The following is a 14,251-nucleotide window of genomic DNA, read 5'->3' as shown; positions in this document are numbered from 1 at the left end:
GCGCCGGATCACCTGGGGCGGTCGCTCAAACCGATGGTGAGGTTGCGCGCCGCCATCGGGGGGCCGCTCGGCTGGTGCTCGCCGTACGGCGGCACCTGCTGCCCCTGCGGCTGCTGCTTGGGGATCGCCGCCGAGTGACCGGGCTGCGCCGGCTGCGCGCTTTGCGCGGGCGCGGCCTCCGCCCACACCGCGGTGCCGTACGCGCAGACCTCGTGGCCGCCCCCGGCGAGCGCGGCGGTGTCGAAGCACATCCCCACCACGGCGTTCGCGCCCTTGCGGCGCGCCTCCTCACCGAGCCGCTCCACGGCCTGGCGGCGCGCGGCGGCCAGCCCGTTGACCGGCTGCTCGCCGGTCACCCGGAACGTGCTGCTGGAAGTGCCCCCCGTCCCGGCACGGCCCTGATCGGTCTGGACCGCCACCCCCAGCGCCTCACCGAGCACGCTGCGGATCTCGTACCCCGGGAGGCCATCAGTCGTCACGATCAGCATGCCCCAACCGTAATCCACGCGGACGGGGAAATGTGCTGCTCCGCCCGATTCGACGCGCCCGCCGCGGCCCCGGCGCCCGTAGGGGGCGGGGCAGCGGCGGGCGGCGCCGCGATCGGTCCGCGATCAGTCGAGGTACTCCCGGAGCATCTGGGCGCGCGAGGGGTGGCGCAGCTTCGCCAGAGTCTTGGACTCGATCTGGCGGATCCGCTCCCGCGTGACCCCGAACTCCCGGCCGACCTCCTCCAGCGTCCGCGGATGGCCGTCGGTCAGCCCGAAGCGCAGCTGGATGATGCGCTGCTCGCGGTCCGACAGCGTGCCCAGGATGTCCTCGAGCTGGTCCTGCAGCAGGATGAACGCCGCCGCCTCCATGGGCACGACCGCGTCGGCGTCCTCGATGAAGTCGCCGAGGTCGGAATCCTCCTCACCGATCGGCGACTGCAACGAGACCGGCTCCTGGGCGATCCGCTGGATCTCCACGACCCGGGCGGGGCTCAGCCCCATCTCCAGGCCGATCTCCTCGGGGGTGGGTTCACGGCCGAGGTCCTGGTGCATCTGCCGTTGCACCCGGACCAGCTTGTTGATGGTCTCCACCATGTGGACGGGGATCCGGATGGTCCGGGCCTGGTCGGCGATCGCCCTGGTGATCGCCTGCCTGATCCACCAGGTGGCGTAGGTCGAGAACTTGAATCCCTTGGTGTAGTCGAATTTCTCGACCGCACGGATGAGTCCGAGATTTCCCTCCTGGATCAGGTCGAGGAACAGCATCCCCCGGCCCACATAGCGTTTGGCGATCGACACCACCAGGCGCAGGTTGGCCTCGATCAGGCGTTGCTTCGCCCGCACTCCCTCGCGGGCGAGCAGTTCGAGGTCGAGCCGCTCGGACCGGGACAGGATGGCGGTGTGCGCCATCTTCTCCTCGGCGAACAGTCCCGCCTCGATCGATTTCGCGAGTTCGACTTCATCTTCTGCCGTGAGCAGCGGTACGCGACCGATTTCCCGGAGGTAGATCCGGACCAGATCGCTCGTCGGCGCCCGCTTGCCGAGGTCTCCCTCGTCCGCTCGCGTGACGTCCTCGGTCTCCTGCTGGGACTCGAGGACCTCTACCCCCTGCTCTGCGAGCATCCGGACGACCCGCTCGAGAGAGTCGTCCGGCAAGTCGGAGCGATCGAGTGCAGCGGCTACGTCATCGACGGTCACACCGCCGCGTTCTCTGCCGCGCGCGACAAGGTCCGCCACCTGGTCAACCGATGGCGCCTCGCTAGGCAGCACCGAAGGGCCCACGGTGACAGTCTGCGTCAATCGGGCCCAAGATCACAGGACCCATTTCGAGATTGGCCGGATCACTGCGACCCGAGACCACGCTCCCGCAACACCCGTCTCTGCTGCTCATACGCCACAAGATCGCCGAAGACCCGGTTGTACTCCTCGGCCTGTTCGGCCGGATTCAGCCGCTGGAGTTTAGATTTCAGCTCCGTGATCAAGCGCGTGAGCTGGCGTTCCTGGATTCGGGCGAGCAGTTCGGCGGCATAGCGGTCGTCCGATTCCTGTGCGGCGTGTACCGGCTCCACTCCGAGCTGCGTCACCAGCGCCCTGACCTGGTCGTTCGGGGCCCGCTCCAGCAGCCGCGCCACCCACTCGGCGCTGCCCCCGGCCGCCGTGACGCCCCCGGCCGAGGCGATGACCTGGCGTACCGCGGCGTGCGGCGGCGCGATGAACGCGTCCGCCGGGACCTGGTCGAACTCCGGTCCCAGCAGCGCCGGCCACTGCACCGCCAGCTTCAGCAGCTCCCGTTCGCGCCGCACCTCGGGATCGGCCGGATCGAACGCGGGACGCTCGTCGCCGGCCGGCGTCCCGGGGGCGCCCCGGCGGCCGTTCGGTGTCCGGCCCCGGCCGTTCGCGGGGGCGCCCGCCCCGCCGCGCCGCGCGGACAGCTCCCGCACCCGGCCCAGCACGAACTGCTCGTCCATGATGCCGAGCCAGCGGTCCAGGCTGACCGCGTACATCTGGCGCAGCGCGCGGTCCTTGATGGAGGCGACCACCGGCGCCGCCGCGTCGAGCGCGGCCAGCCGTCCCTCGGCGGTGTCGAGGTCGTGCTGCTGGATCGCGCTGCGGATGGCGAACTCGAACAGGGGCACCCGGGAGGCCACCAGGTCGCGCACCGCCGCGTCGCCCTGCCGGACGCGCAGGTCGCACGGGTCCAGGCCGTCGGGCTGCACCGCCACGAAGGTCTGCGTGACGAACTTCTGCTCGTCGGCGAACGCCCGCAGCGCCGCCCGCTGCCCGGCGGAGTCGCCGTCGAAGGTGAAGATCACCTCGCCGCGGAACTCGTCCTGGTCCATCAGTAGCCGGCGCAGGATCTTGATGTGGTCGTCGCCGAACGAGGTGCCGCAGGTGGCGACGGCCGTCGGCACCCCGGACAGGTGGCAGGCCATCACGTCGGTGTAGCCCTCGACCACCACGGCCTGCCGGCGCCGCGCGATCTCCTTCTTCGCCAGATCCGCCCCGTACAGCACCGAGCCCTTGTGGAACAGCGGCGACTCGGGGGTGTTGAGGTACTTGGGGCCGTCGTCCTCGTCGTAGAGCTTGCGGGCGCCGAACCCGATCACGTCCCCGCTCAGGTCCCGGATCGGCCACATCAGCCGGCCGCGGAACCGGTCCATGGGGCCGCGGCGCCCCTCCTTGGCCAGCCCGCCCATGATCAGGTCGCGGTCGGCGAAGCCGCGCCCGCGCAGGTGCCGGACCAGCCCCTCCCACTCGCGCGGCGCGAACCCGACTCCGAACGCCGCGGCGTCGGCGAGCTCGAACCCCCGCTCGGACAGGAACTTGCGGCCCAGGCCGCCCTCGGGGCTCTGCAACCGCTCGGCGTAGAACTCGGCGGCGGCCCGGTGCGCCTCCAGCAGGCGCGCGCGCTGCCCCGAGTCCTGCCGGGGGGTGTAGCCGCCCGTGCCCTCCTCGTACCGGAGCTGGACGCCGGCCTTGGCCGCCAGCCGCTCCACCGCCTCGCCGAACGACAGGTGGTCGATCTCCTGCACGAACTTGATCACATCGCCGCCCGCCGCGCAGCCGAAGCAGTACCACAGGCCGCGGGCCGGGGTGACGTTGAACGACGGCGACTTCTCGTCGTGGAAGGGGCACAGACCCTTGAGGTTGCCGCCGCCCGCGTTGCGGAGCTGGAGATACTCACCGATCACCGCCTCGATCGGCGACCGCTCGCGAACCAGCGCGATGTCCTCGTTACGAATCCGGCCTGCCACGGCGGCGAGTCTATTCCTGCCAAGGGACATCCATCCCCCGAGACCCCAAAGCCCGTCACACCTCACTGATATGCAGGAGCATGTGACGACACCGATCGTGTGGCCGACCACCGCCGACGACGGCGTGACGTCCCGGCTGCTCGCCGTGGCGGCGCCGGCCGGCGTGGGTGTGGGTGCCGGACCTGGCGATCTCGCCCTCCCGGCAGACGTACCGAGTCGTCCGCCGGGAGGGCGAGGTGACGGTGATCCGCTTCGCCTCCCCGGGATGCGCCGAGGACATCGTGTTCCGGGACGGGCTGGTGCCGGACCACCCGTCATCGGACTGAGGGTGGTGCCGGAGTCCGCTCCGTCCTGACCGCTCGGTCCCGGTCGCTCAGTGGCGGCGGAAGGCCGCCACCACCTCGACCTCGACCAGCCAGCCGTTGACCGGCAGGTTCTCGATCTCGATGGTGACCCGGGCCGGGCGGGCGGGGTTGACCAGCATCGGCTTCGCGGGCGGCGCGCTTCCCAGCGGGACGTCCACCACCTTCCCGGTGACCAGGTCGGTGTTGGCGTAGAACTGCCGGTAGGCGCGGTTCCACCCGGCGAAGTCCGCCACGTCGGCACCGGGCGGGTTGGAGAGGTAGGCGCGCATCGAGATGACGTCCCGGTGCGTGAGCCCCTGGGCCTTCAGGTTCTCGCCGATGGCCTTCAGCGCGTTGATGGCCTGCGCCTCGGTCAGCGTCACGCCGGGCGGCAGCGTCCCGCCGGGGAAGTCGACGTAACGCTCGGGGGCGCCGGCGGGGGCGGACGGGTTGGCGGCCGTCGGCCCGATCCCGCTGGCGGTGTAGGTGGCGACCGCCGAGCCGACCGCGACGCCTTCGGCGATGGACGGGTTGCTCTGGCCCGCCGGCAACGCGGGGCGGACCTCGGTGGGCTTGGGCGGGCGCGGCGCCTTGTGCGGCGCGGCGGAGGCCACGCCTCCCCCGCCGACGAGGACGACGGCCGCGGCCCCGGCCAGGACGAGCCTGCGCGCGAGCGGCGAAGTGCGTGCCATGGGTCAGCCCTTCAGTACGCGCTGGTGGAGCTCGGTGACGACCTTCCGGGCGGACTCGAACGCGCCGTGCTGCCAGGCGATCTCGTAGCTGAGCCAGTCCCCGGAGAAGTAGACGTTGCCCTGCGGCTCGTTGAGCAGGGCGTACTCGGCGCCCCTCGACGGCCACCCGATCCAGCCGCCCTCGATGTGCGGCTGCCGGGTCCAGGCGATGGACGCGGAGGAGGCCACGCCCTGCCGGTACTTCTCGCCGTGGATCTTCGCGCCCTGGTCGAGCGCGCGCCGCAGCCGGTCGGCGTGCGTCATCGCGGCGTACCGGTCGGCGTTCCCCCCGAAGTTGTAGTAGCCGATGACCACACCGCGTCCCCCGCTGCCGTAGCCGGACGACGGGTACCAGATGGTGGACAGGTCCAGGTCGGTGTTGGTGATGCCGCCGTAGATGCCCTCGTCCTCCTCCCACCAGCGCCTGCGGTACTCCAGGCCGATCTTGCCGGTGGACTCCGGGACGGGGGTGGCCAGCGCCGCCTGCACGTTCGCGCCCAGGTTGTGCGGGATCTTGGCGAGGATGTGCGGCGGCAGGGTGGCGATGCAGTAGTCCGCCTCCAGGACGCTGGTCCGGCCGTTCTTCTGGTACTCGACCCGGACGCCGCGCGCCAGATTGGTGATCTTGGTGACCTTGCTGCCGGTGCGGATCTTCCCGTGCCCGATGGCCTGGGCCAGCGCGCGCGGGATCTGGTCCATGCCGCCGACCGGCTGGAACATCAGCATGGCCTGGCTGTAGCCGAACTCGAAGGAGAAGCGCAGCCCGACGCCGCTGGCCAGGACCTCCGACAGCGACGGCACCGGGCCGAGGACCGTTCCGGACGTGTGCCCGGCGCCGGGGTTCACCGAGTAGCCGCGGCGCCCGTCGGTGCCCCGGTAGGCGAACCCGTCGGCCCGTCCCCTGATCGCCCCGAACGAGGTCAGGAACGAGATCAGCCGTTCCTTGTCGGTCGCGGTGAGCCGCTGGTCCAGCGCGCCCTGGTCGGTGGCCTTGGCCAGCAGCTCGGAGATGTAGCCGTACACGTCGGCCTTCGCGGTGCGCCAGCGCACCGGGGCGGTCATGCCGGCCGACTCGTTGTAGATGTAGGCGTCGGCGTTGGAGTTGGTGAACACCTCCAGGGGCACGCCGAGTTCGCGGCAGTAGTCCATGGTGGTCATCCACTGCGCGATGCGCGCGGGCCCGGCGTTCATGTACTGGCCCTTGGAGAACCCGATGTGCTGGGTGGCGCCGCCGATCTCGGTCAGCTTGTCGCCACCGCGCAGGGTCCGGTTGCGCCCGCCGACCCGGTCCTGCGCCTCCAGGATCGTCACGTTGTACCCGGCCTTGCCGAGCTCGTAGGCGGCGGTCAGTCCCGCGATGCCCGCGCCCAGCACGACGACCTTCGCCGCTCCCCGGCCGCGCAGCGAGAAGTCCGACGGACGCGGAGGCTGGAAGGGCGTCTTGGTCGCCGCCTCGGCGCTGGGCGCCAGGCCGAGCGCGCCCATGGTGGCGAACATCGCGCCTGCGCCGCCGGTGGCGCCGACCCGCGCGAGGAAGCTCCGCCGGCTGAACCCGGGCTCGTCCGATGCATGTCCGATCGCCAAGGAACACCTCCATTGATCTTGACGACCGGGAGTCTGAGATCACTGCATTTCGGACACGGGATCGCCGGGTAAGGGTTGTGTTTCACAGCAAAACGTGGCGTTAGATGCTGGTTTCAACCTCCTCACAACGAAGGTCCGGAACGCCCGATCTCGATAGGATGCTCGCCTCCCGTACGCGCCCCGCCGCCGGCCACGGCCGGGAACCGGTCGGCCGCCTTGGACGCGCCGACGGCGCGTTAAGGCCACCCCCGCCGTGTGAAAACGGCGTTAAATGCGCAACGTGCCCGTTCCGCCGCAGGTCAGCATGGGGATAGCGTCGTGAACTGTGCTGATCACTCCACACGAGCAGGAACGCCTGCTGATCCATGTGGCCGCCGGCGTGGCCCGCGATCGGCGGGCCCGCGGGCTGCGCCTCAACCATCCCGAGGCCACCGCGATCATCGCGGTGCACATCCTGGAGGGCGCCCGCGACGGGCGCACCGTGGCCGAGCTGATGGAGTCCGGCCGCACCGTCCTCACCCGTGACGACGTCATGGAGGGCGTCCCGGAACTCCTGGACTCGGTGCAGATCGAGGCGACGTTCCCCGACGGCACCAAGCTCGTCACCGTCCACAGGCCGATCCCATGATCCCGGGGGAGATCGTCGTCGGTGCCGAGCCGGTCGAGCTGAACCCGGGACGTCCCCGGGTCACGGTCACGGTCGTGAACACCGGTGACCGGCCGGTTCAGGTCGGCTCGCACTACCACTTCGCCGTGGCCAATCCCGCGCTGGACTTCGACCGGGACGCGGCGCGCGGCCACCGCCTCGACATCCCCGCCGGTACGGCCGTGCGGTTCGAGCCCGGCATCACCCGCGACGTCGACCTCGTCCCGCTGGCCGGAGCCCGGGTCGTCCCCGGCCTCCGCCTGGAAGGAGCCCAAGGCAATGAGCACTGAGCGGGCGGGCGGTGTCTGGACTGAGGAGCGCAGGGAGCGAGGAACGAGCGACTGGAGCGACGAGGGAAGACACCGCCCAAAGCGCCCGCGAAGCGCCGAGCGGAGGCGAGGCCATGAACACTGAGCGGGCGACTCAGCTCTCGCGGGAGCGGTATGCCGCGTTGTACGGGCCCACTGTGGGGGATCGTGTGCGGCTGGCCGACACGGATCTGTTCATCGAGGTCACCGAGGATCGCAGTCGCGGGCCGGCGGGTGCCGGGGACGAGGCGGTGTTCGGGGGCGGCAAGGTGATCCGGGAGTCGATGGGCCAGGCGCGTGCGACGCGTGCCGAGGGGGCGCTCGATCTCGTCATCACCGGTGCGGTGGTGCTGGATCACTGGGGGATCGTCAAGGCCGACGTCGGTGTCAGGGACGGGCGGATCGTCGCGCTCGGCAAGGCGGGTAATCCGGACACGATGGACGGTGTCCATCCGGACCTGGTGATCGGGCCGTCCACCGAGGTGCTGGCGGGCAACGGCAGGATCCTGACGGCGGGCGCGGTGGACTCGCACGTCCACTTCATCTGCCCGCAGCTGGTGGACACGGCGCTCGGCGCGGGGGTGACCACGCTGATCGGCGGCGGCACGGGCCCGGCGGAGGGGACGAAGGCGACCACCGTCGCGGGCACCTGGTACTTGCAGCGCATGCTGGAGGCGATGGACGGCCACCCGGTGAACGTGGCGCTGCTCGGCAAGGGCAACACCGTGTCGGAGGACGCCCTCTGGGAGCAGCTGCGCGCGGGGGCGTCGGGGTTCAAGCTGCACGAGGACTGGGGGTCCACGCCCGCCGCGATCGACGCGTGCCTGCGCGTGGCGGACGCGTCGGGCGTGCAGGTGGCGCTGCACAGCGACACCCTGAACGAGGCCGGGTACGTGGAGTCGACGCTGGAGGCCATCGGCGGCCGGTCGATCCACGCGTACCACACCGAGGGCGCCGGGGGCGGGCACGCGCCGGACATCATCACGGTGGCCTCGCATCCGAACGTGCTGCCGTCGTCCACCAACCCGACGAGGCCGCACACGGTGAATACGCTCGACGAGCACCTCGACATGCTGATGGTGTGCCATCACCTCAACCCGTCGGTGCCCGAGGATCTGGCGTTCGCCGAGTCCCGGATCAGGCCGACCACGATGGCGGCGGAGGACGTGCTGCACGATCTGGGCGCGATCTCGATGATCGGGTCGGACTCGCAGGCGATGGGGCGGATCGGCGAGACGGTGATCCGCACCTGGCAGACCGCGCACGTGATGAAGCGGCGCCGGGGCGACCTGGAGGGACCGGCCGACAACCTGCGCGCCCGCCGGTACGTCGCCAAGTACACGATCAACCCGGCGATCGCGCACGGTCTCGACGGCGAGGTCGGCTCGGTGGAGCCGGGCAAGCTGGCCGACCTGGTGCTGTGGGATCCGGCGTTCTTCGGGGTCCGGCCGCACGTGGTGGTGAAGGGCGGGATGATCGCGTGGGCGGCGATGGGGGACGCGAACGCGTCGATCCCGACGCCGCAGCCGGTGCTCCCGCGCCCGATGTTCGGCGCCGCCCCGCCGGTCGCCGCCGGGACGTCGCTGCACTTCGTGTCGCAGGCCGCGATCGAGGACGGGCTGGCCGGGAGGCTGGCGGTGCGGCGGGCGCTGGTGCCGGTCAAGGACACCCGGGGGCTCGGGAAGGACGCGATGCCGCTGAACGACGCGCTGCCGAGGATCGAGGTGGATCCCGACACGTTCACCGTCATGGTCGACGGCGAGGAGATCGAGCCCGCGCCGGCCGGTGAGCTGCCCATGGCCCAGCGCTATTTCCTCTTCTGACATGGAGTTGCCCGCCCGGCTGCTGCTGCTCGCCGACTCGCGGCTTCCGGCGGGCGGGCACGCGCACTCGGGCGGGCTGGAACCGGCCGTGACGGCGGGCGAGGTGAGGGACGTCGCGGGGCTGGCCGACTTCCTCCGGGGACGTCTGGCGACGGCGGGCCTGGTGTCGGCCGCCCTGGCCGCCGCCGCCTGCGCCCACGCCCGCGCCTCTGGCTGGGCGTGGGAACGGCTGGACGCGGAAGCGGACGCACGCACCCCCTCGCCCGCCCAGCGCAAGGCGTCCCGCGCGCAAGGCAGATCGCTTCTGCGCGTGGCACGGCGCACCTGGCCACATCCGGCCTTGGACGCCCTCGCCGACGCGTGCCGTGAGCCACCGCACCAGCCCCTCGTCCAGGGCGCGGCGACCGCGGCGGCGGGCGGCACGCCGGCGCAGGCCGCCGCCATCAGCGCGTACGGGGCGGTCACCGGCGCGGCCTCGGCGGGCGTGCGGCTGCTGGGCCTCGACCCGCTGGCCGTCCACGGGGTCCTGGCCGACCTCGCCCCGTCCATCGACGCCGTGGCGGGCCGGGCGTCGCGGCGGCCCGATGACTGGGCGGGGCTGCCGGCGCTCTCCGCGCCCGCCCTCGACCGGTACGCCGAACTGCACCTGGGCGCCGACCTGCGCCTGTTCGAGTCCTGACGGAGGTTCACCATGGGGGCACACCATCACCACGACCCGTACCGGGAGGCGCCCGCGCAGGGCCGCGCGCTGCGGCTGGGCATCGGCGGGCCGGTCGGCAGCGGCAAGACGGCGCTGACCGCCGCGCTGTGCCGGGCGCTGCGCGACGAGTTCGAGCTGGCCGTGGTGACCAACGACATCTACACCACCGAGGACGCCGACTTCCTGCGCCGCGAGGCGGTGCTGGCCGCCGACCGGATCACCGCGGTGCGGACGGGCGCGTGCCCGCACACCGCCATCCGGGACGACATCTCCGCCAACCTCGACGCGGTGGAGGAGCTGGAGGAGCGGCACGGCCGGACGCTGGACCTGGTCATCGTCGAGAGCGGCGGGGACAACCTCACCGCGCTGTTCAGCCGGGGTCTGGCCGACGCGCAGATCTTCGTGCTGGACGTGGCGGGCGGCGACGACGTCCCGCGCAAGGGCGGCCTGGGCGTCGCGGCGGCCGACCTGCTGGTGGTCAACAAGACCGACCTGGCGCCGCTGGTCGGGAGCGACCTGGAGGTGATGGCGCGGGACGCCGCGCGCGTCCGCGACGGCGGGCCGGTGGCGTTCACCTCGTTGCGCGAGCGTCCCGACGCCCCCGAGGTGACCGGCTGGCTCCGCGGCGTGCTGCGCGAGTGGGCGGGCCGCCAAGCGGTGACCACATGACCCGGACCGCCTCCACCAGGGGTTACACCGCTCGGGCCGCGGTCACCGCCGAGCGCTCCCCGTCCGGCGGGACGCGGCTGACCCGGCTTCGCTCGGACGGGCCGCTGGCGCTGCGCGCCACGCCCGGCGGTGTCCACCTGGTGGGTGCGGCGGCGGGCCCGCTCGGCGGCGACGATCTCGAACTGGAGCTCATCGTGCGGGCCGGTGCGCGGCTTGCGCTGCGCTCGGCCGCCACCTCGCTCGCGCTGCCCGGCGACGGCCCGTCCCGGATGACGGTACGGGCCGACGTGGACGCCGGTGGGCATCTGGACTACGCGCCCGAGCCGACGGTGGCCGCGGCCCGCTGCGACCATCGCGCCACAGCCCACATCACGCTCGCGCACGGGGCGACGCTGCGCTGGCGGGAGGAGCTGATCCTGGGACGCCACGGCGAAGAGCCTGGCCGCCACAGCAGCCGCATGGACGTGACCCTCGGCGGGGCTCCCCTGCTCCGGCACGAGCTGTGCCTGGACGACCCTCACATCTACCGGGGCCGTGCCGTCCTCGGGGACGCCCGTGCCGTCGGAAGCGTCCTGCTGGTAGGCGGCGACCTTCCCCGCTCCGCGCGAACGGGGGAAGGGCTGGCCGTGATGCCCCTCGCCGGTCCCGGCGTGCTCATCACCGCGACGGCACCGGACTCGGCCGTCCTCAGACGGCGTCTCGCGGTGGTATGACCCGTTCGGTCACAATGTGGCGGTGGATTTTGACGGGGTGGGCTGGCCGGGGGAGCTGCGGCCGTACCAGGAGAAGGCGCTGGGCAAGCTCGCCGACGCCTGGAACGAGGGCCGGTCCAGGGCCTGGGTGATGCTTCCGCCCGGCACCGGGAAGACCCTGGTGGGCCTGGAGGCGGCGCGCAGGCTCGGCCGGCGCACGGTGGTGCTCGTCCCCAACACCGCGATCCAGAACCAGTGGGTGGAGCACTGGCGGCGCTGCGGCGGCGAGGCGGGCACCGACCGCGACCTGCGGCACGCGGTCACCGTCCTGACCTACCAGTCCCTGGCGGTGTTCGACCCGGACGCCGAGACCGACGAGGAGGGGCACACCAAGCAGCGCGCGGGCGGGCTGGTGCGGCTCCTGCACGACAACGGCCGCGCCCTGGTCACCGCGCTGCACGACGCGGGGCCGCTGACGCTGATCCTGGACGAGTGCCACCACCTGCTGGACGTGTGGGGACGCCTGCTCGCCGAGATCCTGAAGGAACTGCCGGACGCGCGCGTGATCGGCCTGACCGCCACTCCGCCGGAGTCGCTGACCCCCGACGAGTCCAAGCTGGTGGACGAGCTGTTCGGGGTGCCGATCCTCGGGGCGTCCATCCCGGCGATGGTGCGGCAGGGCTACCTCGCGCCGTTCGCCGAGCTGGCCTGGCTGACCACGCCGACCGCCGTGGAGGCGGCCTACGTCGCCGGGGAGGCCGAGCGGTTCGCCGAGCTGACCGCGGGCCTGCTCGAACCCGGCTTCACCTCGACCGGCCTGCTGGAGTGGCTGGACGCCCGGATGGTCGACCGCACGTTCGTCCGCGGGCGCGACGGCGGCACGGCGGAGGGCGGCACGGTGTCCTGGGCGCGGGTCGAGACGGCCGAGCCGAGGATCGCCGCCGCGGCGCTGCGGTTTCACCACGCCGGGCTGCTGGCGTTGCCGCCGGGCGCCCGGCTGCGCGAGGAGCACCGGCACGATCCGACCGCCGAGGACTGGGTGGCGCTGCTCAACGACTACGTCGTCCACTGCCTGCGGCCCAGCGAGAAGGAGCAGGACCAGCGCGCGCTGGAGGCCATCAAGCGCGCGCTGCCGGCCGTCGGCTACCAGCTGACCCGGCGCGGCATCCGGGCCGCCCGGTCGCCCGTGGACCGGGTGCTGGCGCGCAGCGCCGCCAAGACCCACGGGGCGGTGGAGATCGCCGCCTTGGAGGCGTCCGCGCTGGGCGCCCGGCTGCGCTGCCTGGTGCTGTGCGACCACGAACGCGCGGGCGCGACGCTGCCCGCGCGGCTGCGCGACGTCCTGGACGAGGAGGCGGGGTCGGCGTGGCTGATGCTGCGGAGCCTGGTCGCCGATCCGCGCACCCGCGCGCTGTCCCCCATGCTGGTCACGGGACGCACGGTCGCCGCCGCCGAGGAGACCGCGCGGGCGTTCGTGCTGGAGCATCACGAGCGGGGCCTGGAGGTGGAGCCGGCGGGCGGCGGGATCGCGCTGATCACCGGGTCGTGGTCGTCGCGGGTGTGGGTCCGGCTGATCACGGCGTTCTTCGAGTCCGGCGGCTGCCAGGTCCTGGTGGGCACCCGCGGGCTGCTCGGCGAGGGCTGGGACGCCCGCGGCATCAACACGCTGATCGACCTGACCACGGCGACCACGCCCACCGCCGTCGTCCAGACCCGCGGGCGCGCGCTGCGGCTGGACCCGTCGTGGCCGGAGAAGTCCGCCAACACCTGGACGGTGGTGTGCGTGTCCGGCGAGCACCCCAAGGGAACGGCCGACTGGGACCGGTTCGTCCGCAAGCACAACGGCTACCTGGCGGCCGCGCCGAACGGCGAGATCGTGTCGGGCGTGGCGCATGTCGAGGCGTCGTTCTCCCCGTACGCGCCGCCCGACCCCGTCCCCGGCGAGGCCGTGCCGTACGCGCGGCTCAACCAGGCGATGCGCGAACGCGCCGAGAACAGGGCGGCGACGCGCGAGGCGTGGAGGCTCGGGACGCCGTTCCGCGACGAGCTCGTGCACACCCTGCGGATCCGTCCCGCCCGTTCCGCGGCGCTCGCCATCGGCACGCCGGTCTCCACGATCGAGCCGGTGAGGCCGGAGGCCGTACCGGCGGCCGACCTCACCACCGCGCGTCCCGAGCCGCTGCCCGAGCTGCGCTGGCCGAAGCGGCGGAGGGTGCCCGCCTTCCTCGCGGTCACGCTGCCGGTGACGGCGTGCTCCGCGCTCGCCGCCCTGCCCTTCGGCGTCCAGGGGCCGCTGACCGCCGGGCTCATCGCCCTCGCCCTGCTCACGTCCCTGGAGAGCCGGCGGCGGGCCCGCGGCCTGCGCGAGATCGTGGGCTCCGTGCGGGCCAGGGACCGGGCGGTCGACGAGGCGGCGGACGGTATCGAGGCGCTGGCAGGCGAGCCGCCCATCACCTCCTTCGCCTACGCGGTCGCCGACGCGCTTCGCGCGGCCGGGCTGTCCCGGCGCGGCGCCGAGGGCGTCGCCGTGCACCCCGAGCCGGACGGCACCTACCGCTTCTCGCTCGCCGACGTGGACGCCGCCACCTCCGAACGGTTCGCGACGGCGCTGGACGAGGTCCTCGGGCCGATGGCCACGCCCCGCTACGTGGTGCCGCGCTATGTCGTCAACCCCAGGACCGGCGCAGAACGGCTGGAGCGCGCCCGGCGGTGGGCGGCGGGATACGGGGAGGCCGACGGGGTCGTCTACCATTCCGTCCCGTCCGTCTTCGGCCAGAACCGGCGGCGGACCGACGCGTTCGCCGAGGCGTGGAACACCTGGGTGTCCGGCGGAGAACCCCTGTTCACGCAGTCGCCCGAGGGTGAGGGCGTGCTCGCCACCCACCGCGGCGAGGATCCGCTGGAGGCCACGACCGTCCTCCGCGTGGCCTGGGACTGACCACCTGCCGTCTTTCGATGGAGAACACTCTGGACAAACGGGCGGGAGCACGGTGAGATCAGTGGCCACAGTCA

General features: G+C 72.7%; 13 protein-coding genes. 8 read left to right on the top strand and 5 right to left on the bottom strand.

The window, feature by feature from the left end; all coding sequences use genetic code 11:
- Positions 1 to 8: 8 nt before the first annotated feature.
- From ACGWYJ_RS17425 to dnaG, 3 genes are all read right to left on the bottom strand, one after another.
- A complete protein-coding gene (locus ACGWYJ_RS17425) occupies positions 9 to 488 on the bottom strand; it encodes a YbjQ family protein (RefSeq protein WP_395107033.1) in 480 nt (159 codons plus the stop codon).
- 123 nt (positions 489 to 611) lie between these two features.
- On the bottom strand, positions 612 to 1,757 hold the full coding sequence (rpoD, locus tag ACGWYJ_RS17420) for an RNA polymerase sigma factor RpoD (RefSeq protein ID WP_395107040.1): 1,146 nt from the start codon (positions 1,755 to 1,757) through the stop codon (positions 612 to 614).
- Positions 1,758 to 1,828: 71 nt separating this feature from the next.
- Positions 1,829 to 3,742 carry a DNA primase gene (gene dnaG / locus ACGWYJ_RS17415; protein ID WP_395107031.1) on the bottom strand — a complete coding sequence of 638 codons (1,914 nt, stop codon included), beginning with the start codon at positions 3,740 to 3,742 and terminating at the stop codon, positions 1,829 to 1,831.
- Between the two features lie 173 nt (positions 3,743 to 3,915).
- Here dnaG and ACGWYJ_RS17410 point away from each other — a divergent pair, with 173 nt between their 5' ends.
- The gene (locus tag ACGWYJ_RS17410; RefSeq protein WP_395107030.1) at positions 3,916 to 4,068 is read left to right on the top strand and encodes a hypothetical protein; all 153 of its coding nucleotides are present in this window, start codon (positions 3,916 to 3,918) and stop codon (positions 4,066 to 4,068) included.
- Positions 4,069 to 4,115: 47 nt separating this feature from the next.
- Here the strand turns inward: ACGWYJ_RS17410 and ACGWYJ_RS17405 are convergent, their stop codons facing one another.
- Positions 4,116 to 4,778, bottom strand: coding sequence for a Rid family hydrolase (locus tag ACGWYJ_RS17405; protein WP_395107028.1), 663 nt, complete (start codon positions 4,776 to 4,778; stop codon positions 4,116 to 4,118).
- A 3-nt stretch (positions 4,779 to 4,781) separates the two neighbouring features.
- Complete coding sequence (locus ACGWYJ_RS17400) at positions 4,782 to 6,401, bottom strand: FAD-dependent oxidoreductase (protein ID WP_395107026.1); 1,620 nt, start codon at positions 6,399 to 6,401, stop codon at positions 4,782 to 4,784.
- A 325-nt stretch (positions 6,402 to 6,726) separates the two neighbouring features.
- On the opposite strand from ACGWYJ_RS17400, the gene ACGWYJ_RS17395 reads away from it, so the two are divergent.
- The 7 genes from ACGWYJ_RS17395 (at position 6,727) to ACGWYJ_RS17365 (ending at position 14,177) form a co-directional block, all read left to right on the top strand.
- Positions 6,727 to 7,029: an urease subunit gamma gene (locus ACGWYJ_RS17395; RefSeq protein WP_285694818.1), complete on the top strand. Its 303-nt coding sequence runs from the start codon at positions 6,727 to 6,729 to the stop codon at positions 7,027 to 7,029.
- Entirely contained in the window at positions 7,026 to 7,337 is a 312-nt protein-coding gene (locus ACGWYJ_RS17390; RefSeq protein ID WP_395107024.1) for an urease subunit beta, read from the top strand. The genes ACGWYJ_RS17395 and ACGWYJ_RS17390 overlap by 4 nt, the downstream gene beginning before the upstream one ends.
- A gap of 113 nt (positions 7,338 to 7,450) precedes the next feature.
- Positions 7,451 to 9,178 (top strand): urease subunit alpha, encoded by a 1,728-nt coding sequence (locus ACGWYJ_RS17385; protein WP_395107023.1) that lies wholly within the window; start codon positions 7,451 to 7,453, stop codon positions 9,176 to 9,178.
- 1 nt (position 9,179) lies between these two features.
- On the top strand, positions 9,180 to 9,857 hold the full coding sequence (locus ACGWYJ_RS17380) for an urease accessory protein UreF (RefSeq protein ID WP_395107020.1): 678 nt from the start codon (positions 9,180 to 9,182) through the stop codon (positions 9,855 to 9,857).
- Positions 9,858 to 9,869: 12 nt separating this feature from the next.
- Entirely contained in the window at positions 9,870 to 10,547 is a 678-nt protein-coding gene (ureG, locus tag ACGWYJ_RS17375; protein ID WP_395107019.1) for an urease accessory protein UreG, read from the top strand.
- Entirely contained in the window at positions 10,544 to 11,260 is a 717-nt protein-coding gene (locus ACGWYJ_RS17370; protein WP_395107017.1) for an urease accessory protein UreD, read from the top strand. The genes ureG and ACGWYJ_RS17370 overlap by 4 nt, the downstream gene beginning before the upstream one ends.
- A 22-nt stretch (positions 11,261 to 11,282) precedes the next feature.
- Entirely contained in the window at positions 11,283 to 14,177 is a 2,895-nt protein-coding gene (locus tag ACGWYJ_RS17365) for a DEAD/DEAH box helicase family protein (protein WP_395107016.1), read from the top strand.
- Positions 14,178 to 14,251 lie beyond the last annotated feature (74 nt).

The organism is Actinomadura sp. SCN-SB, from assembly GCF_043906805.1.
GTDB lineage: Bacteria > Actinomycetota > Actinomycetes > Streptosporangiales > Streptosporangiaceae > Spirillospora.
The sequence above is the reverse complement of the archived record's forward strand: the minus strand, read 5'-3'. Positions and strand labels throughout refer to the sequence as shown.